The sequence below is a fragment of the Streptomyces camponoticapitis genome (genome assembly GCF_014646115.1).
Taxonomy (GTDB): Bacteria; Actinomycetota; Actinomycetes; order Streptomycetales; family Streptomycetaceae; genus Streptomyces; species Streptomyces camponoticapitis.
Map to the genome: position 1 here is coordinate 14,251 of NZ_BMMV01000029.1, position 23,558 is coordinate 37,808.

The window sequence follows — 23,558 nt, forward strand, 5'->3', positions numbered from 1 at the left end:
CCGAGGCCCGACCGGCCACCTCTCACAGCAATCGGTCGGGCCTCCAGTCTCCCCTGAAGGAGCGCTCACAGCATGACGGATACCAGTACGGAAGCGGTAGCGGCCCCCGCGGCTGCACCCCCTCCCACCAGTGAAAACACCCCCCCACCCGCACCCGCCCCGGCGCCTGCTGCTGACCAGGTGGGGCACACGGCGGGTGGTTGGCCGGTGGTGCCGCTCGCGATGACCGGCGCCAACTCCACCGCCGGGCTGATCGCCACCGCCGCACTCACCGGCGGCCCGATGGCCGCCGCGGTCGCAGCGACCGGCGCCGCAGTGCTCGGCACGGTCGCCGCGACCCGCAGTGCTCGCCAGTCCCGCACCACGCGCAAGCGCAACCCGTCGCAGAGCAGGGCGGGTTCGGCATCAGGTGCGTCGCCGCGCCGGACCGGTACCGGTGGACTCGGTGGTGTCCCGTCGCAATCCCGCCGCTCCGGACGTCCGGGCGCGGGCAGTGGCCGCGGCAGCGGGCCGAAGGGATCCGGACTCACCTCCCGTTCCGGCGGACTTGCAACCGGCTCCAAGTCCCGCACGGGCAAGGGCAAGCACGCCGCCGGGTCTGCCGGTGGTGGCCGTGGGGGACGTTCTCCGCTCGGCTCCGGCCGCACACCCTCGGGCCGGTTGGGGCAGGTCAAGGCGTTGCGGCAGGAGAGTAAGCAGCAGTCGCCGACCCGTTCCGCGGCCCGTTCGCAGGGCACTCAGGATCGTCGGAAGGTGGCGGATGCCCGCCGGGCGGCCAAGTCCGCGGCCCGCACCGCCCGTTCCGGGGGCAAGGGCGGCATCGGCCGTGCCGTGTCCAAGGGCATGGGGCAGGTCGGGCGGATGCGCGACGCCGCCGTCGGCAAGGCCCGTGCCGCGCGTGACCGGAGCGCTCAGAACAAGGTCGACGGCAAGCGGGCGTCGGTGCGGCACGCCGCCGCGAGGCGTCGGGCTCGGTCTGCGTTGTGGCGTTCCGCGCTGCGAATGCAGGGCCGCCGCCTGCTCGCCGCGGCCCTGTCCGCGCCGCTCGGTGTGCTCGGCATGCTCACCACCCCGTTGGGCCGCAAGCTCGGCTGGCGGTGGCTGATGTATCCGGGCCGCCGCTTCTATCGGCGCCTGATGGGTGCCGCGCGGCTGGACCGCGAGGCACGTGACCGCGCCATCCGCGCTGCTCAGGACTGTGAGGAAGCCGTAGCCGATGCCGCGGCTGAGAGTGACGACGACGAGATCGGGGACCGCGTTCAGCGTCCCGCACAGCTCATCCCCGGCATTCCCGCCCCGTACGTGGAGGTTGTGAACGTGTCTGGTTTCCGGTTCGAAGAGGCCGCGGCCGAGATGGAGAACGCCGCCCGTTCCTACGACCCCGACGGGAGCATGGAGATCCTGGCCATGGTCGAGGGACTCCCGGAGGCGCTGCGGTCGGTGGCCAACACCTTCCAGGTCCTCGCGGAGCGCTCCGACAGTGAGTTCCCGCTGGAGAAGGACGTCGCGCACGGCTTCGACGACGTCTTCCAGGTGCTCATGAACGCCGTGTCGGCGGCCGAGGACCTCGGCCCGCTGTTCCGGCAGGCGCACGAGGCGGACATCGCCCGCCACGAGGACCCCCGCAACGGCCCCGAGGCCGAGAAGGGCTGGAACGTCTGATGACCAACACCACCACCAGCAAGAAGACCCCGAAGAAGCAGCAGGACAGCACGGGGCCGGTGTGGGACTGGGCTGCCGGCCACGGACCGGTGACCGGCGCCCTGTCCGCCACCACGGGCGCGTTCGCCGTCGCCACCACCGGCGCCGCCACCGGCATGCCCCCCGGCTGGGCACTCACAGCCGGTGTCGCCGGGGCGCTCGGGCACACGATCGCCGGACTCCGGGTGCGCAACGCCGGGCGCACGATCGCCACCCGCGCCGCATCCTGGCTCGTCGGCGCCGGGTGGACCACGTGGGCCATGACCACCGGCCCCCTCACCTGGACCGCCCTCGGATCCCTGGCCACGATCGGGATCGGCATGGGCACCGCCGCCCGCACCGCCAGCCTCTACGAAGAGGCACGCGAGGAAGAGGCGCTCGCCGCGGCGGCCCGCCAGGTCGCTGCGGAACTGTCCGCGGATCGGCGTGCGGTCGCGGCGGAATGGGTCGACCGGATCCAGCGGGTGTGTGGGATCACCCTGCGCGTCCTCGCAGTCGAGATGTGGCCGACCGGCACCGGGTTCACGATCGACGCCGAACTCCCGCCCGGGGGAACGACGTACGACCGGATCGCGAAGGAGTCCGCCAAGCTCAGCGCGGACGCCAATCTCCCGCACGGCTGCACCGCCACCGCAGGCCCCGGCATCCACCAGGGCCGCGTCCTGATCGACGTCACCACCGCCGACGTCCTGTCCGCCGAACTCACCTACCCCACCGACTACGGGCCGCTGTCCATCTACACGGGCCTGCCGTGGGGCTACCGGACCAACGCGGAAGAGATCTGCGCCTACCTGCGCGAGCAGTGCGCACTGGTGGTCGGTCCCACGGGGTCGGGCAAGACGAACATGGTCCACGTCATCCTCGCGTCGTTCGCTCGCGCGACGGACATTCTGACGTGGGTGATCGACCTCAACGCCGGTTCCGCCGGCCTGCCCTGGGTCCGCCCCGCACTCGACTCCACCGGGCAGACCACCAGCGGAATGCGCCCCGGCGTGGACTGGCTCGCCGGAACCTACGACGAAGCCCTCCTCATGCTGGACGCCGCGGTGAAGGTGGCCAAGCACCGCAAGATGGCCTACCAGGACCTCCTCTCACAGGCCAACACCGACCTGCTGCCGGTGTCAGCGCAGATTCCGCAGGTCATGCTGGTGATTGACGAGGGTGCGGAGATCCTGGCGAGCAACGACCCGCGCATGCGCAAGCTCGCCGCGAAGATCCTCGAAGTCATCCGCATCGCCCGCGCCATGGGCCTGCGCACCGTTCTCACCGCGCTCGGTGCCACCGGGTCCGTCCTCGGGAACCTCATGATCCGGCGCGAGGCCAAGGCCCGTGTCTGCCTGACCGGCGGGGAAGTCGAGGGCATGGACCTGGGCAAGGTCTTCCCCGGATCCCGCGGACTCAGGGTGGACCAAGCCCCGTACAAGGGCTCCGGGTTCATGGGCACCCCCGAGTCACCCGCGGCGCTCTTCAAGAACTGGCGGATCCTGCCCAACCAGATCCGCGACATCGTCGCCGCCACCTCCGACCGCCACCCCGTGCTCGACACCCCCTCGGCACACGCCGCCGGACCCGCCTACGCGCGCCGCTGGGACACCACCCGCACCGCGTGGATGCGCGACCACCTCAACCCCAACCCCGTCCCCGCAGCGACCGGACCCACGTCGCCACCGGCCACGAGCGGTGCCGGTGGCGGGCTGAACCTGTCGGCCCTGCACGACACGAGCGGGAGCACCCCGGACGAAGAGGCGGCCGTGCGGGCGTTCATGGAAGAGGTCGACGCCCACCTCGGCAACACCCCCGAACCACCGATCGGGGGAGGGCCGCCGGCCGCTTCGGGGCTGAACCTGTCGGCCCTGCGCGACGAGGACAGTACGGACAGCGGTCCGGCTTGGCTCGCACAGGCCATCGAGGCGATCGAGGCCGCAGGCGCCGCGGGCATGAAGCCCAAGGCCGTCGCGGACCTCGTCGGCAGGAGCCGGCAGGCCGTGCGCGACGGGCTCAAGGCCGCCGCCGAACGCGGTGAGCTGGTCTACCGGGACAACGGACCGCACTCCGTCTACGTCCACCCCGACCACACCTGAACGGCCACACAGCGCTACCGCCTACTGGCTACCGCCAACTTGCCACTAGCCGGTAGAACGGCCCTCTACTGGCCACACAGGGGTGTTCAACAGGCCCTTTGTCACTAGCCAGTAGGCAGTAGCCACTAGCCACTACAACCACACACCGTCACCAACGGGCCCCGCCGGAAAACGATCCGGCGGGGTCCGTCCGTACCCGGAAGGAGCACGTCATGAACGACCGCGAACCGCCGGGCACCCTCGCCCCACACATCCCCGCCGACCTCTACCGCCAGGCACAGACCACCGGCCGGCCCATCGTCATCGTCCACACCACCCCGCAGACCGGACGCCCGGCACGCGCGTACCTGATCCCGATCGTCATCACGGGCGCGTGCGCGCTCGGGCTCATCGGCACGATCGCCGCCGTCCTGGCGCTGATCGAGTACGCCGCTCACACGGCTGCCGCCGTCGCGAGTGCCGCAGGGCCGATCGGTGTCGGTGGACTCACGCTCAAGCTCGCTCGCTCGAAGGGCAAGTGATCATCAGATGGGCCGCCTTGCTGAGAGGGCGACCCGCCTCGTTGTCGCGTTTGCCTCGGGCGGTATGAGTCGGGGTTAGACGGGCGCCGACGCCAGCTCCGTGCCGCCCGATTGGGTGGGGATGATCGGTTGCGCGGTGGCACGGTGTAGGTCCCAGTGCATGGTCAGCCACTTCAGGTGACTCGCGGTGAGCTGGACCGTGATCGGCTGATCATGCCACTGGGTGTACTGCGGGAACGCGGCCAGATCGCTGGACACGTCCAGTTTTCGGGTGACCGGGTTCACCGCGATCAGTCCAAGGTCGAACAACCGGTGCAGATCGCGGCGCAGGAGCAGCCCGCCGAACTTGTGGTGCTTGCTGTTGGCCGCGTAGCTGTAGAGGTGCGCGGCTTCCAGCGCTTGCGCGGGCGCGGAGCCGGAGAACGCGCACATCTCCCCGAAGATGGCCAACTGTGCTTTTCGGAAGGTGGCTTGGCCCTTACGGGCGCGAACCGTCCTCTTGCTGTGGCCGCCGGCGATCATGTCTTGGGTGTGGTCTAGGACGCGCAGGGGGAAGGGGGTGCCGGTGTGGGTGAGCGCGTGGTGGAAGGCATCCGCGCGGAGTTCGCGCAGGCTCAACTGTGAGTTGGGCTTCACGCACAGGGCCCGAAGTTCGGGCGCGGTGAGCGTGCCGCTGGCGTCGATCCAGCCCGCCTCATGCCGACTGCGGAACGTCTTGACGTTCTTGTGCCTCCATCCCGGCTGGTCGAATGTCTTCCGGCACTTCCAGCACTTGTAGACCGGCGTCATTGTCTTACGCGTCGCGACGTCCGCCTTCCCGCAGTAGGGGCAGTACGGGCTGTTCTTCTCGCCCTCCCCGACATCGATCGCCTCGATGACGGACAGCCCCAACAGCGTTTCCGAGTCCCACAGGGCGATCACGTCGCCGACCTTCAACGCGCCGAAGTTCGGGACCCCGTCGTCCCAGCTGTAGTGGGTGGACGGTTCGTCGTCATATCCCTCGCCGACACGCTTGCTCTCGGTCTTCGCGAGCACCAACCAGACCGCCACCGTTTCTCCTCACGCCGTCGATCGTCGCCACGCCCCGCCGAACTCTGCGCTGGGGTGGCGCCTGATCAACGTATCGGCGACCACTGACACTCCCCACCCTCACGTGATCACCGCCACGCGCGCCTCGTGGCATCAACGAGGGCGACCCCTCTCACGCCAATGATCCGGGGCCGCCCTCATCACCAGATCCAGAGAACTGGAGGAACCAGCATGACCCACCCCATCCTGATCCGGCGAGGGCGCCGGCCACGGGTCCTGGACCTGTACTGCCACCGCGGCGGTATGGCCATGGGCTACCACCAGGCCGGATTCGACGTGACCGGCGTCGACCTCGACCCGGAGTGCGCCGCTGAGTACCCGTTCGAGTTCCACCAGGGCGACGCGATCGAGTACCTGCTCGCCCACGGCCACGAGTTCGACATCGTCCACGGCTCCCCGCCCTGCCAGCTCTACACCCCGCTCAACGCCTACAACCACAAGACGTATCCCGACCTGATCGGCCCGACCCGCGAGGCGATGCGCAACGTCGGCCGCCCATACGTGATCGAGAACGTCGAAGCCGCTCGACCTCAGATGGTCACCCCGGTCATGCTGTGCGGCCCGATGTTCGACCTGCCCATGTACCGGCACCGGTTGTTCGAGACGTCGTTCCCGCTGGTCGAACCCGGCCACCCGGCGCACGTCGCGCTCTGTTCCCGCAACGGCTACCTCCCCACCGCCGAACGCCCGTTCATGACCATTACCGGCGGCAAGCACTCCCGCGCGTGGCAGCGCGCCGCCGCCGCGGCCATGGGCACCCCCTGGATCACCACCATCCAAGGCGTCTGCGAGGCCATCCCGCCCGCCTACGCCCACTGGATCGGAACCGCGTTCCTCGCGTCCACAACCAACACCTTGGAGGTGGCCGCATGAGCGCGTCACTCCTGACCGCCGCTCTGGACGCCTCCTCACGCGGCTGGCACGTGTTCCCGCTCCGTCCCGGCGACAAGCGGCCCGCCCTGCACGGTGAGAGTGCCTGCACCGGTTCCGGTGACTGCGCGAACGGTCATCTCAAGTGGGAGCAGCGCGCCACCACCAGCCCCGGCCGCATCCGGAACTGCTGGGAGTTCCACCCCGCGAACATCGGCATCGCCACAGGCCCGTCCGGGCTGGTCGTCATCGACCTCGACATGCCCAAGACCAACGGCAAGAGCACGAAGGGCGGTGAGGGCACGCCTTGCGGCGTGACGACCTTCACGGCGCTCTGCGAGCGCGCCGGGCAGACCGTGCCCGCCACCTACCGCACCCGGACCGCGAGCGGCGGACAGCACCTGTACTTCACCGCACCCCACGGGGTTCGGCTCACCAACACCGCCGGGAAGCTCGGGCCGTTGATCGACAGCCGCGCGTGGGGTGGCTACGTCGTCGCCCCCGGCAGCACCACCCCCGCCGGGAACTACACCGTGATCGACTCCACACCGGTCTCCCCCCTCCCGGATTGGCTGTGCACGCTTCTGACGTCCCGTCAGGTCTCGCGGGCACTAACGACCGTACCGGCGCCTCACAGGGGCTCTGCGTACGCCACAGCGGCTCTCAGGGCCGAAACGGCGAACGTCGCCAACGCCGGGGAAGGTGTGCGCAACTTCACGCTCCTGCGGGCCGCCCGTGCCCTGGGAAGGTTCGTCGCGTCCGGCGACCTGGACCGTGGCGAGGTTCAAGAGGCTCTTAAGGGAGGAGGATTGGCGGCCGGTCTGCGGGAGAGCGAGTGCACGCCGGTCATCACCAGCGCACTGAACTGGTCGATCACCCACAACCAGGGCAAGGCGTCATGACCGCCCCGCGCCGATCCCCCCTTAAGAGCCTCACCGACACGACCAACCCGCCGCCGGCCGCCGAACTGCGGTCCGTCCCCCCGGCCGTGGGCGTACCGAAGGGCGTCGCCGAAGGCGTCCCCACTGCTGTTCTCCCTGACCAGCAGAGCGGCGACGGGCGGCACGTCACGGGGTGGCTGACGATCCGGGTACCACGCCGGGGAACGCCCACCGCCACCTCGTGGTGCGCGTGCGGCCGTGACCTGTTCGCCTCCGGACACGCCAAGGTGCTGGCCCTGTCCGAAGACCACACCGCGCACCGCGACGCCTGCCCGCTCCGCGCCACCACCAGTGAAGGGAGGGCCGCCGCATGAGCGTCCCCGCACCGAAGTCCAGCGCGCCCGTCGACGGGGCCGCGCTGCTCGATCAGGTCGAGCGTTTCCACCGCCGGTTCAACGTCTTCCCCCGTGAAGCCGCCTACGTCGCGGTCGCGTTGTGGGACGCGCACGCGCACCTGATCGACGCGTTCGACGGCACCGCCCGCATCGCGTTCCTCTCCCCGGAACCGGGATCGGGGAAGTCCCGAGCGTTGGAGATCATCGAAACCCTCACCCCGCGTGCCGCGACCACCGTCAACGCGTCCGCGAACGCGCTGTTCCGGCTGGTCGAAGCACCCGAGGGCACCCCGACACTCCTCTTTGACGAGATCGACACCGTATTCGGGCCCAAAGCCGGAGGGAACGAAGAGGTCCGCGGGTTCCTCAACTCCGGATACCGCCGCGGGGGCAAGTCCCTGCGCTGCGTCGGGGACGGCTCCAACCAGAACGCCGCCTGGTTCTCCTCGTTCTGCGCGGTCGCCATGGCCGGACTCGGCAGCCTCCCGGACACGATCCTCACCCGCTCCGTCATCATCCGCATGCGCAAGCGCGCCCCCAACGAGAAGGTGGAGCCCTACCGCCGTCGCACCCACGAGAGGCAGGGCAACGCCCTGCGTGACCAGCTCGCCAAGTGGGCCGACACCGTCCGCGAACAGGTCTCCAACGCCTGGCCCGAGATGCCCGAAGGAGTCTCCGACCGGCCCGCCGACGTGTGGGAACCCTTGCTCGCCGTCGCGGACGCGGCCGGAGGTGACTGGCCCAAGCGGGCCCGCGTCGCCTGCCTCGAACTCGTTCGCGCGGCCAACGAGAACGACGAAGCGTCCCTTGGTGTCCGCCTGCTGACAGACCTGCGGGACACCGTGTTCTGCGGAGCCGACCGGATGCCCACCGCCGTCATCCTCGAATGCCTGCTGGGCATGGACGACGGACCGTGGGCCGATCTGGACGACAAGCCGCTGAACTCCCGCTCTCTGGCCAAGCTCCTCGGGCAGTACATGACCGTGGGCAACAGGCCCATCAAGCCCCGCGGCATCCGCACTCCGTCCGGCTTCCCCAAGGGCTACTACGCGGAAGACCTCACGGACGCATGGAACCGGTACTGCTCCCCTCCCTCCGCAGAAGCCGCCACGTCCGCCACGTCCGCCACACCGCAGGTCAACGCGGGTGAATCCGTGGCGGATACCGCCACGAGCACCCGCCACATGTCTGCGGAAACCGCCACACCGCTGTTCCCCGTCGCCGGCTGACAAGCCCGGCACCAGGTGCCGCCACGCCCTACCCGTGGCGGCACCTATCCGCCACAGAACGGCCATCCGCCACAAACGCAAGGCTCTGACCTGCGATGTGGCGGCGTGGCGGCCGTGGCGGATCTCCCAGAACGGGACCCGAGAACCCTAATTCTCTGCAGGGAGGCAAGCCTCGATGAGCACCGCGCCCACCGACAACGACCCGACCCTTGTCCTGCTCACTGTGGAAGAGGCCGCCCGTCGCCTCCGCATTGGCCGGACAACATGCTTCGCGCTCATCCGAACCGGAGAGCTGGAGTCCATCGACATAGGCCGTCTCCGTCGCGTCCCCGCAGACGCGCCCGCCGAATACCTCGCCCGCCGACGCGCGGCCAAACGAGCCGCTTGACCGCACCCTGGGGCGGCGAGCCCTCCCGGACGGGACAAGTTCGCCGCCCCGGCTCCATCCCGACAGCACAAACCAGGAGCCTGCCTGTGACAGAGAAGAAGAAGGGCACCCGCCGCGCCAACGGCGAGTCCGCGATCTACTTGGGGAAGGACGGCCGTTGGCACGCCCGCGTTCCCATGGGCTACAAGGACAATGGAGAGCCGTACCGCCGACACATCACGCGCAAGACGCGCGAGGAACTGGTTGACGAAGTCCGGCGGTTGGAGAGGCAGCGCGACGCCGGTTCGGCGAGTCAGCCCGGCAAGCCGTGGACGGTTGAGAAGTGGCTCTGGCACTGGGTTGAGAACATCGCTAAGCCGACCGTCAGCGAGAACACGTACGACGGCTATGAGGTCGCCGTACGCGTTCATCTCGTGCCCGGCATCGGCAAGCACCGCCTTGACCGCTTGCAGCCCGAGCACCTGGAGAGCCTGTACCGCCGTATGCAGGCGAACGGAGCGCGCAAGGCTGGCACGGCTCACCAGGCTCACCGCACCGCGCGTACGGCTCTGGGGGAGGCCCAACGGCGCGGCTACGCGGCGAAGAACGCCGCCTCGCTGGCGAAGCCGCCACGGATGGAAGAGGACGAATCCGAGGTCGAGCCCTACTCCGTGGAAGAGGTCCAGCGCCTCCTGCTCGCAGCCAACAAGCGGCGAAACAGCGCCCGGTGGATGCTCGCGTTGGCGCTCGGACTGCGGCAGGGCGAGACGCTCGGACTGCGCTGGTCCGACGTCGACTTGGGCAACGAGTACCTGAAGCTGCGGCGGAACCGTCTGCGCCCCCGGTACGAGCACGGGTGCCCGGACGCCTCACCGTGCGGCCGGAAGGCGGGGTACTGCCCGGACAAGGTGCAGGTCCGGCGCGAGACCAAGAACACCAAGTCTCGCGCCGGCCGACGCGCCGTGCCTCTGCCGGGGCCGCTGGTCGCCATGCTCCGTGCGCACGCTGAGACGCAGGAGCGCGAGCGCAAGACGGCCGGCAACCTGTGGACCGACTCGGAATACGTGTTCACCAAGCCGCTCGGGGGCCCTCTGAGCCCGAACACGGACTACCACGACTGGAAGCGGCTGGTGGAGGATGCGGGAGTTCGGGACGCTCGCCTTCACGACGCACGTCACACGGCCGCAACCGTGCTGATGCTGCTCGGTGTCCCGGACCGCGTCATCGACCAGATCATGGGGTGGGAGCCGGGCACGTCCGCAAGCATGCGGGCGCGGTACCTCCACGTGCCGGACGCCATGCTCAAGGACGTGGCCCGGAAGATCGCCGAAGCGATCTGGGGACCCTCGGAAACACCCGCTGTGGACAAAAACCAGGACAACGAGCCCTGAGATACGTCGAAGGCCCGCCCTCGCTAGCGAGGGCGGGCCTTCAACTATTGCCCGGTGAGAGCAATGGCGGAGGATACGAGATTCGAACTCGTGAGGGGTTGCCCCCAACACGCTTTCCAAGCGTGCGCCCTAGGCCACTAGGCGAATCCTCCGCGACGAACCATACAAGACGTGGAGCGGTGCTCGCGAACTCGTTCCCGGGGGCGGGCATCGGGTACTGTTGGGCGCAGCCCCTCACGTGGCGCTATCTGACTGAACTCCCCCAGGGCCGGAAGGCAGCAAGGGTAGGTTGGCTCTGGCGGGTGCGTGGGGGGCGTTCGCGTTGGCGGGGGTGGGATGTCGTAGCGGGCCGATATCGTCGTAGGTGTGTCGTCCCTAGCGCTGTACCGCCGTTACCGCCCCGAGTCCTTCGCCGAGGTCATCGGGCAGGAGCATGTCACTGACCCGCTGCAGCAGGCCCTGCGCAACAACCGGGTCAATCACGCGTACCTGTTCAGCGGGCCGCGGGGCTGTGGGAAGACGACCAGCGCACGCATCCTCGCGCGCTGTCTGAACTGCGAACAGGGACCCACACCGACCCCCTGCGGGGTCTGCCAGTCGTGCCAGGACCTGGCCAGGACCGGGCCCGGGTCGATCGATGTGATCGAGATCGACGCCGCTTCGCACGGTGGTGTGGACGACGCGCGTGATCTCCGGGAGAAGGCGTTCTTCGGGCCGGCCGGCAGTCGTTACAAGATCTACATCATCGACGAGGCGCACATGGTCACCCCGGCGGGCTTCAACGCCCTGCTGAAGGTGGTCGAGGAGCCGCCGGAGCATCTCAAGTTCATCTTCGCGACCACCGAGCCCGAGAAGGTCATCGGCACGATCCGGTCGCGTACGCATCACTATCCGTTCCGGCTCGTGCCGCCTGGGACGCTGAGGGACTATCTCGGCGAGGTGTGCGCAAAGGAGCGGATCCCGGTCGCCGAGGGCGTGCTGCCGCTCGTCGTGCGCGCCGGTGCCGGGTCCGTGCGGGACTCGATGTCGGTGATGGACCAGCTCCTCGCGGGCGCCGCCGAGGACGGTGTGACGTACGCCATGGCGACGTCCCTGCTCGGATATACGGACAGTTCGCTGCTCGACTCCGTGATCGACGCCTTCGCGGCGGGCGACGGGGCCGCCGCCTTCGAGGTCGTGGACCGGGTGATCGAGGGCGGCAACGACCCCAGGCGGTTCGTCGCCGACCTGTTGGAGCGGCTGCGGGACCTGGTCATCCTGGCCGCCGTTCCGGATGCCGGTACGAAGGGGCTCATCGACGCCCCCGACGACGTCGTCCAGCGGATGCAGGACCAGGCGTCGGTCTTCGGGGCGGCGGAGCTGAGCCGGGCCGCCGACCTGGTCAACACCGGGCTGACCGAGATGCGGGGCGCCACCTCGCCCAGGCTCCAGCTCGAACTGATCTGTGCGCGTGTACTGCTGCCCGCGGCCTTCGACGACGAGCGGTCCGTACAGACGCGGCTCGACCGGCTGGAGCGGGGGGTGTCCGCGGCGGCGTTCTCGACCGGGGGGCCCGCGCCCGCCATGGGGTACGTCCCCGGGCCCGAGGCGCACGCGGCGGGCAACGGGCCGGCCGCGGCGCGCGCCGCCGTACAAGGCGGTACGCCGGACCCGGCCCCGACCCCTGCGCCCGCGCCCGCCCCGCCGCCCCCCGCGGCCACGCCCGCCCAGCCCCCCGCGCCCGACCCCGGGCCCCCGAACGGCAACCGCCCCGGCGCCTGGCCGGGTGCGGCGGCCCCCGCTTCGGAGGCGCCCCGCAAGCCCGGCGGCTGGCCCACCGCCTCGGCCCCCGGCCGCGGCCCGGCGGCCGAGGCGGCCCCCGCCGCACCCGCGCCGGAGCCCGCCGGCCCGCCCGCCCACACCGGCGGTCCCGTCATGACCCAGGGCGCCGGCCAGGTGCGGAACATGTGGCCGGACATCCTGGAGGCCGTGAAGAACCGCCGTCGCTTCACCTGGATCCTGCTCAGTCAGAACGCGCAGGTGGCGGGCTTCGACGGGACGACCCTCCAGCTCGGCTTCCTCAACGCGGGCGCCCGTGACAACTTCGCCAGCAGCGGCAGCGAGGAAGTGCTCAAGCAGGCCCTGTCCGAGCAGTTCCACGTGCAGTGGAAGATCGAGGCGATCATCGATCCCTCGGGCGGCACCCCGCAGCCCCCCGCACCCGGCGGCGGCAACAGCCCCGGCGGAGGCGGAGGTTACGGCGGCGGAGGTGGCTACGGGAGCGGTGGCGGCGGTGGCGGTGCCCCCGGCGGCTACGGCGGCGGGGACGGGGGCGGCGGTTCCAGACCTCCCGCCCCCGCTCCCTCCCAGCGGCCCGAACCGCCCGCCCAGTCCTCCAACGGCCCCGGCCCCGGCTCAGCGATGTCCGGCGCCTACACCCCCGCCGCGCCCGCCACCGCCGCCCCCGGCCGTACGCCGCCCGAGCAGCGCCGCCCGTCGGACTCTCCCGCCGCGCCGCCTCCCCACCACGTCGCCCCCGAGGACGACACTCCTGAAGAGGACGACGCCGACCTCGTCGACTCCGCGCTCTCCGGCCACGACCTGATCGTCCGCGAGCTCGGTGCCACGGTCGTCGAGGAGTACCCGAACGACTAGGGCGGCAGGACGGTCGGCGCGCAGGCCGGGAGGGGAGCGGGACCACGGGAGTGGACCGCGACCAGGACCGCGTCCCGTCCCCGCTAGGCTGCCCCCCGTGAAGGTCCTTGTCATCGGCGGCGGTGCCCGCGAACACGCCCTGTGCCGCTCTCTGTCCCTCGATCCCGACGTCACCGCTCTGCACTGCGCACCCGGCAACGCCGGCATCGCCGAAGTCGCCGAGCTGCACGCGGTCGACGTCATGGACGGTGCGGCCGTCGCCCGCCTCGCCGGTGAGCTGGAGGCCCGGCTCGTCGTCGTCGGACCCGAGGCGCCGCTCGTGGCCGGGGTCGCCGACGCCGTACGGGACGCGGGCATCGCCTGCTTCGGCCCGTCCGCCGAGGCCGCGCAGCTGGAGGGCTCCAAGGCCTTCGCCAAGGCCGTGATGGCCGCGGCGAGCGTCCCCACCGGCCGAAGCTACGTCTGCACCACCCCCGAGGAGATCGACAAGGCCCTCGACGCCTTCGGCGCACCCTTCGTCGTCAAGGACGACGGTCTCGCCGCCGGCAAGGGTGTCGTCGTGACCGACGACCTCGCCACCGCCCGCGAGCACGCGCTCGCCTGCGGCCGCGTCGTCATCGAGGAGTTCCTCGACGGCCCCGAGGTCTCCCTCTTCGCCATCACCGACGGCCGTACGGTGCTCCCGCTGCGCCCCGCGCAGGACTTCAAGCGCGCGCTGGACGGCGACGAAGGCCCCAACACCGGTGGCATGGGCGCGTACTCACCGCTCCCGTGGGCCGACCCCAAGCTGGTCGACGAGGTCCTGGAGACCGTCCTCCAGCCGACCGTCGACGAGCTGCGCCGCCGCGGCACGCCCTTCTCCGGGCTGCTGTACGCGGGCCTGGCGATCACCGGCCGCGGTGTGCGGGTCATCGAGTTCAACGCCCGTTTCGGCGACCCCGAGACACAGGTGGTCCTGGCCCGGCTGAGGACCCCGCTCGCCGGTGTCCTGCTGGCCGCCGCCGAGGGCAGGCTCGCCGACCAGCCGACCCTGGTCTGGCGCGACGACGCGGCGGTCACGGTCGTCGTGGCCTCGCACAACTACCCCGGTACGCCGCGTACCGGCGACCCGATCGAGGGCCTCGCCGACGTCGCCGCGCAGGACGCGCCCGACGCGTACGTCCTGCACGCCGGGACCCGGCTGGCCGACGACGGCGGTACGGTCCTCAGCGCGGGCGGCCGTGTGCTGTCCGTCACAGCGACCGGCAAGGATCTCGCGCAGGCACGGAAGCGGGCGTACGCGGCCGTCGACCGGATCCGGCTGGACGGTTCACAGCACCGTACGGACATCGCCCGCAAGGCCGCCGAAGCCTGAACCGGCCTTCCAGCGAGGGCCCGAACCAAGCCCGGTCCCCGTCCGGCCTGCTCGGACGGGGACCGGGCCATGCCGCGTCCACGGCATCTCCGCCACGTCCCGGACGTCACATCAAAAAACACTGGCAACGTCAGCACCTTTGACCAAAGCCATTCCATCGAGTGACGGTTAACCCATCCGAATGACCCCCGCCGGGGCCCCAACTATGGTGCGGCGCAAGCGTTCGGGCACTTGGCCCACCGGCATTGCGATGTCAGTGGCGGGTGCCACAGTGGGGGAGTGAGCAAATCCGCCGCAGTGCTGGCAGAGGGGGTGAGATCCGGACGTGTCCGGTTCAGGTGGTGTTGAGGAGATCGGCGCTCAGGGCGCCAGGGTCCGGGCTCTCGCTGTGCTGCGCGTGCGCGGCAGAGCGGCGGCCGTCGCCCTGCTGCCCGCCGCCGCGGCGGTCGTCCTGCTCGCGGGCGGTGCCACCGACCGCCTCACCGGCGGGAGTTGGGACGCCGCGCGCTGGATCGTGAGCGGTGTCGCCATTGTCGTGCTGCTGTGCGCGGCGGCTGTCGCGGCCGTTGTCGCCAGGGCCAGACCAGCCCTCAGCCCCACCGTGGAGATCGCCGAGCGGTCCGCCCCCGACCTCTACCGCCTGGTGCGGGAGCTGGCCGAGCGGCTCGACGTGCCCGCGCCCTCGTCCATAGCGCTGACGCCGGACTGCGACAGCTGGCTGGAAGACCGTACGCACCCCGCGCACGCCCCCGCCGACGCGGCGACCAAATCGCCCGGAAGCGGCCCCGGCTCCCCGCACGACCCCGGCACCGCAGGCACCTCAGGAGGCACCCACGGCACCCCGGCAGGCACCCACGGCACCCACGGAGCCGGCCGCCGTGCCGTACCCGCCGCGCCCGTCCTCGTGATCGGCTCACCCTTCCTCTGGTGGATGCGCGTCGCCGAGCTGCGCGCCGTGCTGGCCCCCGTCGTCGCCGGTACGGGACCGGCGTCGCAGCCGGACATAGCCGCCGCCCGCCGCTTCGTACGGGGCCTGGACGCCACCGTTGCCCTCGCGAGCCGCACGGACCTGGGCCTGATACACCGGGTCGCGTTCGCCGTCGTCGGCCGGATCGCCCGCCTCATGCTGCGCGCCTGCGCGGAGCACGCCGCCCTGATGGAGCGCGGTGTCGCGTCCGCCGCGTCCGAGCGTGCCCAGAGTGTGGATTACGGCCTGCGGATCGTCGCCCAGGAGCAGGTCGGCCTCGCCTACGCGGGCTGGGACCGGCTGCTGACCCGCGTCGCGCTGCCCGCCTGGCGGATGGGCCGCTGGCCGTCCCGGCTCGACGCCGGAGTCGTATCGGCGCTGACCGAGCTCTCGCGGCGCGACCGGCTGGCCGAGGGCTTCGCCTCCCGGCTCGGCGAGCGCCCCGCCTGCGATCTGCTCGAAGAGCCCGGCGCGGTCGACGAGGCGGCGTCCCTGCTGGCCGCGCGCCTCTTCCACGGCGGCCCGGCCGCCCCCGGCCCGGACTGGTCCCCGGTCGACTGGCAGCAGTATCCGGAGGAGGTCGTCGACCGTAAGTGGCGTACGGAAGCGGCCAGGCTGCACAGGGTCCTGGACGGTATGGGTGTACGGCGCCCCGCGCGGCCCGGCGATCCCACCGCCGACGCCGCCGTGCCCGGACCCACGCTGGACCGGGTCATGGACCATCTCGCCGGACAGGGCGAGGAGGCGGGGGACACCCTCGCCGCCGCGATCAGCGCCGAGGTGGCCCGTGAGGAGGCCGAGGCCGTGCCGCCCGCCCCGAGCCCGCTCCCGGCAGCCGAAGCGGGCGACGCCCTGGCGCTCCGTGGATCGGACCCGCTGCCGCTGTTCCCGCTCATGCCGCCGCGTACGGGCCGTGAGCTGCTCGCCGACCATGTCACCGCGATGGTCTGCTGCTCCGCCGTCGACACCGCGGGCGCGGCCCCGGGGCTCGACTGGCTCGACGGCCCGGCTCTCCTGATGGACGGCGAGCGCCGCACGGACCTGGCGGGCGGAGTGCTGAGCCTGGTGGAGGACGGCGACGGGGATCCGCTGCGGCAGTGGCTGGCCGCGACGGGCGTACGGCCGGAGAAGCCGGTCCGTCTGGTGTGAAGCCGGTCACCACCGACCGGCGTAACAATCCTGGAGCCGAAGGTTCCGGGTGCTTCCCACCGCTTCCGCCCACTTCGGTCAGTTGAATTCACGACGAACGGTGACGGAGCGCGTGCGTTATGTGATGTGCTGGAGGCCGACTCCGACTCGGCCCACCCAACAGCGGTCCGCACAGCGGCAGTCGATCAACCATCAACACCTGCACGGGGCATCCAGGGAGGGGCGCGCCAATGTGCGCCGATCACATCCGACGGTGGGAGTCCGGCGCGCTCGCCCACGCCGTCTCCGACCCCTTCGGTCAGGGACCGGTGCCCTGGCTGCGCGGCAGCGAGACCTACTTCGACGACACCGGCCAGGTCGTCCCCTGGTACGCGGACCCGGCGCTCGGGCGCGACCTGGGCGGCCCCCACACCGCCGACGACGTCCACCGCCAGATCAAGGGGTTCTCCTCCACCGGCGCCGCCGCGCCCGGCGAGTCGATCGACTTCCACATCACCGTCGATCCGCCCCAGCCGTTCTCCGTGGACGTCTACCGGATCGGGCACTACGGCGGCGAGGGCGCCCGCAAGATCACCACGAGCCCCCGTCTCTCCGGCATCGTCCAGCCGGCCCCGCTCGCCGCCGAGCGCACGGTCTCGTGCCACCACTGGTGGCTCTCCTGGCGCCTCCAGATCCCGTCGTACTGGTCGCTCGGGGCGTACGTCGCCGTCCTCACCACGACCGACGGCCACCGCTCCCACGTCCCGTTCACGGTCCGCGACAGCCACCCCGCCGACCTGCTCCTCCTGCTCCCCGACATCACCTGGCAGGCGTACAACCTCTACCCGGAGGACGGCCGCCTCGGCGCCAGCCTCTACCACGCCTGGGACGAGCAGGGCAGGCTCCTCGGCGAGGAGGACGCGGCGATCACCGTCTCCTTCGACCGCCCGTACGCGGGCGCCGGCCTGCCCATCCATGTCGGCCACGCCTACGACTTCATCCGCTGGGCCGAGCGGTACGGCTACGACATCGCCTACGCGGACGCCCGCGATCTGCACGCCGGTCTGATCGATCCGACGCGCTACCGGGGGCTGGTCTTCCCCGGCCACGACGAGTACTGGTCGCTCCCCATGCGCCGCACCGTCGAGCGGGCGCGCGAGCACGGCACGTCCCTGGTCTTCCTCTCCGCCAACACCATGTACTGGCAGATCGAGCTGGGCCCGTCCCCCTCCGGCGTCCCCGGCCGCCTCCTCACCTGCCGCAAGCGCCACGGCCCGGGCCGCCCCGCCCTCTGGCGCGAGGTGGACAGACCGGAGCAGCAGCTGCTCGGAATCCAGTACGTGGGCCGGGTCCCCGAGCCGCACCCGATGGTCGTACGGAACGCGGAGCACTGGTTCTGGGACGCCACCGGCGCCTCCGAGGGCGACGAGATCCCCGGTCTGGTCGCGGGCGAGGCCGACCGCTACTTCCCGCGTACGGCGCTGCCCGAGCACGACGAGCGGATGCTGCTGGCCCACTCGCCGTACCGGGACAGTGAGAACTCCCTTCGCCACCAGGAGACTTCGCTCTACCGGGCCCCCTCCGGCGCCCTCGTCTTCGCCTCGGGCACCTTCGCGTGGTCGCCCGCGCTGGACCGCCCCGGCCATGTCGACGCGCGCGTCCAGCGGGCGACGGCGAATCTCCTCGACCGCATCTGCAAGCGCGACTGAGTACGAACCGCGGCCGGCGGCCCGAGCCCCCCTCGCCCCCGCGCACGTCCGACTCCGCACATACGGGAGAATCGGAATCGGAAACTCCCACGGCGAGGAACGAGGAACCGTGTCCGGATTCGTAGAGAAGCCCGAGCCGCTTCAGGTCCCGGGTCTGGTGCATCTGCACACCGGCAAGGTGCGCGACCTGTACCGGAACGAGGCGGGCGACCTCGTGATGGTCGCCAGCGACCGCATTTCCGCGTACGACTGGGTCCTGCCCACCGAAATCCCCGACAAGGGCCGGGTGTTGACCCAGCTCTCGCTCTGGTGGTTCGACCGGCTCACCGATCTCGCGCCCAACCACGTCATCTCCACCGACCTCCCGGACGGCGCCCCCGCCGAATGGGCCGGCCGCACACTCATCTGCCGGTCACTGCGGATGACGCCGGTCGAGTGCGTCGCGCGCGGCTATCTCACCGGCTCCGGCCTCGCCGAGTACGAGCAGACCCGCACCGTCTGCGGACTCGCCCTCCCCGAGGGCCTGGTCGACGGCTCCGAACTGCCGGCGCCGATCTTCACGCCCGCCACGAAGGCCGCGGTCGGCGACCACGACGAGAACGTGTCGTACGAGGAGGTCGCCCGCCAGGTCGGCGCCGAGACCGCCGCGCTGCTGCGCCGTACGACGCTCGACGTCTACGGCCGCGCCCGGGACATCGCCCGTGACCGGGGCATCATCCTCGCCGACACGAAGTTCGAGTTCGGCTTCGACGCCGAGGACCGGCTGGTGCTCGCCGACGAGGTGCTGACCCCGGACTCCTCGCGCTTCTGGCCGGCGGCGAGCTGGGAGCCGGGGCACGCGCAGCCGTCGTACGACAAGCAGTACGTACGCGACTGGCTGACCTCGTCCGCGTCCGGCTGGGACCGCGCGAGCGAGCAGCCGCCGCCGGAGCTGCCGGGCGAGGTCGTGGACGCGACGCGCGCCAAGTACCTGGACGCGTACGAACTCCTCACCGGCACGCGCTGGTAACCGGCGCCGGACAGCGGGACGACGAAGAACCCCCGGCCGATGATCCGGCCGGGGGTTCTTGTGCTGAGCGGACGACCAGGTTCGAACTGGCGACCTCAACCTTGGCAAGGTTGCGCTCTACCAACTGAGCTACGTCCGCATGCGCCGTGGCGCGCCACCTACTATACCCAACCTCGCTCGCGGGCGAGACGCACCGCCGTATGCCGGCTCGAAGCCCCCAGTTTGGACGCGGCCGACGACAGGTAGTTGCGTACGGTGCCCTGCGACAGCGAGGCCCACGCCGCGATGTCGGCGATCGGCGCCCCGTCGGCGGCCAACTCCAGCACCTCCGCCTCGCGCGCGGTCAGCGGCGAGTCCCCGGCGGAGATCGCGTCGGCGGCCAACTCCGGGTCCACGTGGCGGTTTCCGGCGTGCACGGTGCGGATGATCTCGGCGAGCTGGAGGGCGCTGACGGTCTTCGGTACGAAGCCGCGCACCCCCGCGGCCAGGGCCCGCTTGAGATGACCGGGCCGGCCGTGGCTGGTGACGATCATCGTGCGGCAGCTGGGCAGTTCGGTACGGAGCGATGTGGCGACCTTCACACCGTCGGCGCCCGGCATCTGGAGATCCAGTACGGCGACGTCCGGGCGGTGCGCCAGCGCCATCGCCAGCGCCTCGGGCCCGGAGGCGGCCTCGGCGACGACGGTCAGATCGTCCTCCAGGCCGAGGAGCGCGGCGAACGCGCCGCGGATCAGATGCTCGTCGTCGGCGAGCAGGACACGTACGGGAGGGCCCGACGCCGCGTCCGGTTCCTGTCCGGTGCTCACGCGGTCACCTCGTCGGAGAGGGGCTCGGAAGACACCGGCCGGGCCGTGGCCGTGTGTACGGAAGGAGTGGACCCGGCAGACCCGGCGGCGGCCTCAGCGGCCTCAGCGGCCTCAGCGGACTCGGCGGACTCCGCGGCCTCCGGCGCCGGCAGCGGCACGCGCGCGGTGAGCCGGAAGCGGCCGCCGGCGACCGGACCCGCGTCGAGCGTGCCGCCCAGCGTGGCCAGCCGCTCGCGCAGCCCGGCGAGCCCGGCCCCCGCCGTCGTCGGGGTGCCTCCCGAGCCCACCCGGGCCAGGACCCCCTGTTCGGGCAGCCCGTCGTTCTCCACGACCAGCACCGCGTCACGCCCTTCCCGTACCGCCAGCCGTACCGTGCAGTCCCGGGCGTCCCCGTGCCGCAGCACGTTCGTCGCGGCCTCCCGCACCACCCACCCGAGGGCCGACCGCGCCTCGGGCGTCAGCCCGGGCAGCCCACCGGCTCCCTCGACGGTCGCCCCGGCAGGGGCCCCCGCCCCCTCCAGGTCCAGCTGGAAACCGATACCCGCGGCCTCCAACACCCCCCGCGCGCCTTCCAGTTCGGTGTGCAGATCCACTTCCCGGTACCCCCGTACGACATCCCGCACCTCGCGCTGCGACTCCCGCGCGATCCGCTGCACCTCGGCCATCTGCTCGGCGGCCTGCTCCGTGCCACCGCGCCGCACCAGTTGTACGGCGAGTTCGCTCTTGAGCGCGATCACCGCCAGATTGCGGCCCATGACGTCGTGCATGTCACGGCCGAAGCGCAGCCGCTCCTCGGCGACGGCGAGCCGGGTCTGGAGTTCCCGGGCGCTGTCCAGGTCCCACACGGACTTGACCAGCCAGACCGAGAAGCCGCAGGTGAAGGTGAGGGCCAGTCCCGCCGTCAGCACTCCGAGCCAACCGCCGAGGAGAGCGCCGATCGGCAGTCGGTAACCCAGGCCCGCCAGCCCCACCACCACCATGGCGGCCAGCACGGTCAGCAGCATGCTCCGCACCCGGCGGAGGCCGATGACCAGCGCTCCGATGCCGAAGCCTGCGAAGGTGACCAGCAGATAGGCGGCGGACTCTGCCTCACCGACGTTCGGGTCCCTGGGGAACTGGCTCATCGCGGCCACCGAGCCGGCAGCGGTGAGCACCGCGGTCGCGGCCATGAGCCGGATCGGCCGCGCCCGCCTGCCGAGCGCCCAGGACAGGGCGTACGAACTGGTGGCGGCGGCCACGATCGCGTGGGCCGACACCAGCAGGAGGAACCAGCCCCCCGCCGGGGATCCGGTACGCGAGAGCGCCGGCAGTCCGACGAGCCCGACCTCGATCGCCGCGAAGGAGTGGAAGGACCAGCGGGTGTAGATCTCGACCTTGGCGGGCTTGCTCTTCCCGGTCCACGAGCCCGTCGTCGTCCTCACCCTCGCCATGTCCCCACCCTCTCCAGGTCGCTTCTCCCGGGCTCCCGCCCGTGTCCGTGTCCGTACCCCGGCCGCCGCGTACCCCGGCCTCGTGGTGCTCAGCGCCGCGGCTCCCAGCGGAACCACTGCTTGACGGCGAACACCGCCAGCACCGTCCAGGCCAGGGTATTCAGTCCCGCCGTGAGCAGGTCGCCGCCAGAGGCACCGCCCAGCCAGCCGGACCGCACCAGGGTCACGATCCCGGTCATCGGCAGCAGCTCGCAGACCGAGGCGACCTTGTCGGGCAACGCCTCCAGCGGCACGAACAGTCCCGAGCCCATCGCCGAGATCAGCAGCATCGGCAGCGTGGTGATCTGCGCGCTCTCCACGGTACGGGTGAACGACGCCGAGGCGGCGGCCAGCGCCGCCATCAGCCCGAGACCGGCCAGCGCGCCCAGGGCCAGCAGCTCGGGCCGCTGCGGAGTGCTCACGTCCAGGACCGCGACCCCGACGACGACCAGCAGGACACACTGCACGAGCGCCAGCAGGGCGGCGGGCAGCGCGGTCCCGGCCAGGATCTCCGGGTCGGACACCTCGCCCGTACGGAGCCGCTTGAGCACCAGTTCCTCGCGCCGGGCGGTGTAGGAGGAGGTGAGGTTCATGTAGACGACCATGAGCAGCACCATGCCGATGCCGCCGGTCAGCGCGACCTCCGTGATGCTCAGCCCGGTTCCGCCCAGATCGACGTTCTTCAGCGAGGCCTTGGTCGAGAGGATCAGGAAGACCGGCATGAACAGGGCCATGAAGAGCATCGTCCTGTTGCGTACGAGCATGGTCACCTCGGCCCGCGCGAGTGCTCCCAGCCGACCCGCCCTGGTCGTCGTCCCGCCCTCGGCGGCCGTCTCCCGGTTCTGTGCGACTGCCGTGCTCATGCTGCTACCGCCTTTCCCGTCTTGCCCGTGCCCGCACCGGCGGCCGCTGCCCCCGTGCGCTGTGCCGCGATGTCCAGGAACGCCTCTTCGAGCGAGGCCGAGCGGGCGTCGAGCGCCTCCAGCTGTACGCCGAACTCGTCGGCCCAGCTGAGCAGTTCACGCAGGTCCCGCTGGAGTTCCTGGGTACGGATGCTGATCTGCCGGCCCTCCGCGGCTGCCTTCAACGTGAGCGGCAGATGCCCCGGCTCCACCCCGACGGGCAGCCTGAACCGGATCCGGGCCGGCCTGGTCGCCGTCACCTCCGCCGGTGTGCCCGAGACCACGATCCGGCCCCCGTGCATGATCGCCAGCCGGTCCGCGAGGCCCTCGGCCTCCTCCAGGTAGTGCGTGGTCAGCAGGACGGTGGTGCCGCCGTCACGCAGCTCCCGCACCAGCTCCCAGGTGTCCCGCCGCCCCTCGGCGTCCAGACCGGTCGTGGGCTCGTCGAGGAACAGCACCTCGGGCCGCCCGAGCAGCGCGAGCGCCAGGTCCAGGCGCCGCTTCTCGCCGCCGGAGAGCTGCTTGACCCGCACGTCGGCGCGCCTGCTCATCCCCACGAGCTCCAGCGCCTCGCCGGCGGGCCGTGCGCCGCTCGTGCAGCCGCCCCACATCCGTACGGTCTCCTTGACCGTCAGATCGCTCGGGAAGCCGCCCTCCTGGAGCATCACCCCGGTCCGTGGCCGTACCTGCGCCCTGTCCGTGTACGGGTCCCGTCCGAAGACGCGTACCGTGCCGCCGCTGGGGCGGGTGAGGCCCTCCAGCATCTCCACGGTGGAGGTCTTGCCCGCGCCGTTCGTGCCGAGGAGCGCGAACAGCTCGCCCTCCCCGACGGAGAAGGAGATCCCGTCCACGGCCAGGAATCCTCCGGCATACGTGCGCCGGAGCTCCTCCACCTCGATGACGTTCCCGTCCCAATTCGCTGGGCTCGCGCTGTGGTTTCCCCGAGTTCGTGTCATGCCCTCAAGGTTTCCGGCGGATCGGGTCCGGGAGCAGTGCGCGCTGTCATCAGTGCTCATGACAAATGTCATCGAGGGGAGCTCGGGGACGACGAAGGC

At 71.3% G+C, this 23,558-nt stretch carries 19 protein-coding genes, 2 tRNA genes and 1 other RNA gene; 15 read left to right on the forward strand and 7 right to left on the reverse strand.

Going from position 1 to position 23,558, the window contains the following annotated elements:
* The first annotated feature begins 222 nt into the window (after positions 1–222).
* The 3 genes from IEY79_RS31860 (at position 223) to IEY79_RS31870 (ending at position 4,303) form a co-directional block, all read left to right on the forward strand.
* The gene (locus IEY79_RS31860; protein WP_308426705.1) at positions 223–1,662 is read left to right on the forward strand and encodes a hypothetical protein; all 1,440 of its coding nucleotides are present in this window, start codon (positions 223–225) and stop codon (positions 1,660–1,662) included.
* Positions 1,662–3,782 (forward strand): hypothetical protein, encoded by a 2,121-nt coding sequence (locus IEY79_RS31865; RefSeq protein WP_229701299.1) that lies wholly within the window; start codon positions 1,662–1,664, stop codon positions 3,780–3,782. The genes IEY79_RS31860 and IEY79_RS31865 overlap by 1 nt, the downstream gene beginning before the upstream one ends.
* Positions 3,783–3,994: 212 nt before the next feature.
* Complete coding sequence (locus tag IEY79_RS31870; RefSeq protein ID WP_189111137.1) at positions 3,995–4,303, forward strand: hypothetical protein; 309 nt, start codon at positions 3,995–3,997, stop codon at positions 4,301–4,303.
* A gap of 75 nt (positions 4,304–4,378) precedes the next feature.
* Here the strand turns inward: IEY79_RS31870 and IEY79_RS31875 are convergent, their stop codons facing one another.
* The gene (locus tag IEY79_RS31875) at positions 4,379–5,353 is read right to left on the reverse strand and encodes an HNH endonuclease (protein ID WP_229701300.1); all 975 of its coding nucleotides are present in this window, start codon (positions 5,351–5,353) and stop codon (positions 4,379–4,381) included.
* Between the two features lie 210 nt (positions 5,354–5,563).
* On the opposite strand from IEY79_RS31875, the gene IEY79_RS31880 reads away from it, so the two are divergent.
* From IEY79_RS31880 to IEY79_RS31905, 6 genes are all read left to right on the forward strand, one after another.
* Entirely contained in the window at positions 5,564–6,265 is a 702-nt protein-coding gene (locus IEY79_RS31880) for a DNA cytosine methyltransferase (protein ID WP_189111138.1), read from the forward strand.
* The gene (locus tag IEY79_RS31885) at positions 6,262–7,164 is read left to right on the forward strand and encodes a bifunctional DNA primase/polymerase (RefSeq protein ID WP_189111139.1); all 903 of its coding nucleotides are present in this window, start codon (positions 6,262–6,264) and stop codon (positions 7,162–7,164) included. The genes IEY79_RS31880 and IEY79_RS31885 overlap by 4 nt, the downstream gene beginning before the upstream one ends.
* Positions 7,161–7,517, forward strand: coding sequence for a hypothetical protein (locus IEY79_RS31890; protein WP_189111210.1), 357 nt, complete (start codon positions 7,161–7,163; stop codon positions 7,515–7,517). Before IEY79_RS31885 ends, IEY79_RS31890 begins: the two co-directional genes overlap by 4 nt.
* Complete coding sequence (locus tag IEY79_RS31895; protein ID WP_189111140.1) at positions 7,514–8,767, forward strand: DUF3631 domain-containing protein; 1,254 nt, start codon at positions 7,514–7,516, stop codon at positions 8,765–8,767. Before IEY79_RS31890 ends, IEY79_RS31895 begins: the two co-directional genes overlap by 4 nt.
* A 175-nt stretch (positions 8,768–8,942) precedes the next feature.
* On the forward strand, positions 8,943–9,155 hold the full coding sequence (locus IEY79_RS31900) for an excisionase family DNA-binding protein (RefSeq protein ID WP_189111141.1): 213 nt from the start codon (positions 8,943–8,945) through the stop codon (positions 9,153–9,155).
* Between the two features lie 86 nt (positions 9,156–9,241).
* Entirely contained in the window at positions 9,242–10,525 is a 1,284-nt protein-coding gene (locus IEY79_RS31905) for a tyrosine-type recombinase/integrase (RefSeq protein WP_189111142.1), read from the forward strand.
* Positions 10,526–10,589: 64 nt separating this feature from the next.
* On the opposite strand, the gene IEY79_RS31910 is transcribed toward IEY79_RS31905, so the two are convergent.
* A tRNA-Ser gene (locus tag IEY79_RS31910) sits at positions 10,590–10,677 on the reverse strand.
* Between the two features lie 73 nt (positions 10,678–10,750).
* Between IEY79_RS31910 and ffs the strand changes: the two genes are divergently transcribed.
* The 6 genes from ffs to IEY79_RS31940 all read left to right on the forward strand — a co-directional run bounded on the left by ffs (position 10,751) and on the right by IEY79_RS31940 (position 19,326).
* Positions 10,751–10,849: signal recognition particle sRNA small type (gene ffs, locus IEY79_RS31915), an RNA gene on the forward strand.
* Positions 10,850–10,891: 42 nt separating this feature from the next.
* The gene (locus tag IEY79_RS31920) at positions 10,892–13,159 is read left to right on the forward strand and encodes a DNA polymerase III subunit gamma and tau (protein ID WP_189111143.1); all 2,268 of its coding nucleotides are present in this window, start codon (positions 10,892–10,894) and stop codon (positions 13,157–13,159) included.
* Positions 13,160–13,256: 97 nt separating this feature from the next.
* On the forward strand, positions 13,257–14,513 hold the full coding sequence (gene purD, locus IEY79_RS31925; protein ID WP_189111144.1) for a phosphoribosylamine--glycine ligase: 1,257 nt from the start codon (positions 13,257–13,259) through the stop codon (positions 14,511–14,513).
* Positions 14,514–14,838: 325 nt separating this feature from the next.
* Entirely contained in the window at positions 14,839–16,629 is a 1,791-nt protein-coding gene (locus tag IEY79_RS31930; RefSeq protein WP_189111145.1) for a hypothetical protein, read from the forward strand.
* A 230-nt stretch (positions 16,630–16,859) separates the two neighbouring features.
* Entirely contained in the window at positions 16,860–18,317 is a 1,458-nt protein-coding gene (locus IEY79_RS31935) for a N,N-dimethylformamidase beta subunit family domain-containing protein (RefSeq protein ID WP_189111146.1), read from the forward strand.
* Positions 18,318–18,426: 109 nt separating this feature from the next.
* Positions 18,427–19,326 (forward strand): phosphoribosylaminoimidazolesuccinocarboxamide synthase, encoded by a 900-nt coding sequence (locus tag IEY79_RS31940; RefSeq protein ID WP_189111147.1) that lies wholly within the window; start codon positions 18,427–18,429, stop codon positions 19,324–19,326.
* Between the two features lie 66 nt (positions 19,327–19,392).
* Here the strand turns inward: IEY79_RS31940 and IEY79_RS31945 are convergent.
* The 5 genes from IEY79_RS31945 to IEY79_RS31965 form a co-directional block, all read right to left on the reverse strand.
* Positions 19,393–19,465, reverse strand: a tRNA-Gly gene (locus tag IEY79_RS31945).
* Between the two features lie 22 nt (positions 19,466–19,487).
* A complete protein-coding gene (locus IEY79_RS31950) occupies positions 19,488–20,132 on the reverse strand; it encodes a response regulator transcription factor (protein ID WP_189111148.1) in 645 nt (214 codons plus the stop codon).
* Positions 20,129–21,562 (reverse strand): sensor histidine kinase, encoded by a 1,434-nt coding sequence (locus tag IEY79_RS31955; protein ID WP_189111149.1) that lies wholly within the window; start codon positions 21,560–21,562, stop codon positions 20,129–20,131. Before IEY79_RS31955 ends, IEY79_RS31950 begins: the two co-directional genes overlap by 4 nt.
* A gap of 89 nt (positions 21,563–21,651) precedes the next feature.
* Positions 21,652–22,464: an ABC transporter permease gene (locus IEY79_RS31960; RefSeq protein ID WP_189111150.1), complete on the reverse strand. Its 813-nt coding sequence runs from the start codon at positions 22,462–22,464 to the stop codon at positions 21,652–21,654.
* Entirely contained in the window at positions 22,461–23,459 is a 999-nt protein-coding gene (locus tag IEY79_RS31965; RefSeq protein WP_229701301.1) for an ABC transporter ATP-binding protein, read from the reverse strand. Before IEY79_RS31965 ends, IEY79_RS31960 begins: the two co-directional genes overlap by 4 nt.
* Between the last annotated feature and the right edge of the window lie 99 nt (positions 23,460–23,558).

Excerpts from the sequence above, each read along its gene's own strand:
- IEY79_RS31860 (WP_308426705.1), top strand. The coding sequence starts at position 223 with ATGACCGGCGCCAACTCCACCGCCGGGCTGATCGCCACCGCCGCACTC.
- IEY79_RS31865 (WP_229701299.1), top strand. The coding sequence starts at position 1,662 with ATGACCAACACCACCACCAGCAAGAAGACCCCGAAGAAGCAGCAGGAC.
- IEY79_RS31870 (WP_189111137.1), top strand. The coding sequence starts at position 3,995 with ATGAACGACCGCGAACCGCCGGGCACCCTCGCCCCACACATCCCCGCC.
- IEY79_RS31880 (WP_189111138.1), top strand. The coding sequence starts at position 5,564 with ATGACCCACCCCATCCTGATCCGGCGAGGGCGCCGGCCACGGGTCCTG.
- IEY79_RS31885 (WP_189111139.1), top strand. The coding sequence starts at position 6,262 with ATGAGCGCGTCACTCCTGACCGCCGCTCTGGACGCCTCCTCACGCGGC.
- IEY79_RS31890 (WP_189111210.1), top strand. The coding sequence starts at position 7,161 with ATGACCGCCCCGCGCCGATCCCCCCTTAAGAGCCTCACCGACACGACC.
- IEY79_RS31895 (WP_189111140.1), top strand. The coding sequence starts at position 7,514 with ATGAGCGTCCCCGCACCGAAGTCCAGCGCGCCCGTCGACGGGGCCGCG.
- IEY79_RS31900 (WP_189111141.1), top strand. The coding sequence starts at position 8,943 with ATGAGCACCGCGCCCACCGACAACGACCCGACCCTTGTCCTGCTCACT.
- IEY79_RS31935 (WP_189111146.1), top strand. The coding sequence starts at position 16,860 with ATGTGCGCCGATCACATCCGACGGTGGGAGTCCGGCGCGCTCGCCCAC.
- IEY79_RS31955 (WP_189111149.1), bottom strand. The coding sequence starts at position 21,562 with ATGGCGAGGGTGAGGACGACGACGGGCTCGTGGACCGGGAAGAGCAAG.
- IEY79_RS31960 (WP_189111150.1), bottom strand. The coding sequence starts at position 22,464 with ATGAGCACGGCAGTCGCACAGAACCGGGAGACGGCCGCCGAGGGCGGG.
- IEY79_RS31965 (WP_229701301.1), bottom strand. The coding sequence starts at position 23,459 with ATGACACGAACTCGGGGAAACCACAGCGCGAGCCCAGCGAATTGGGAC.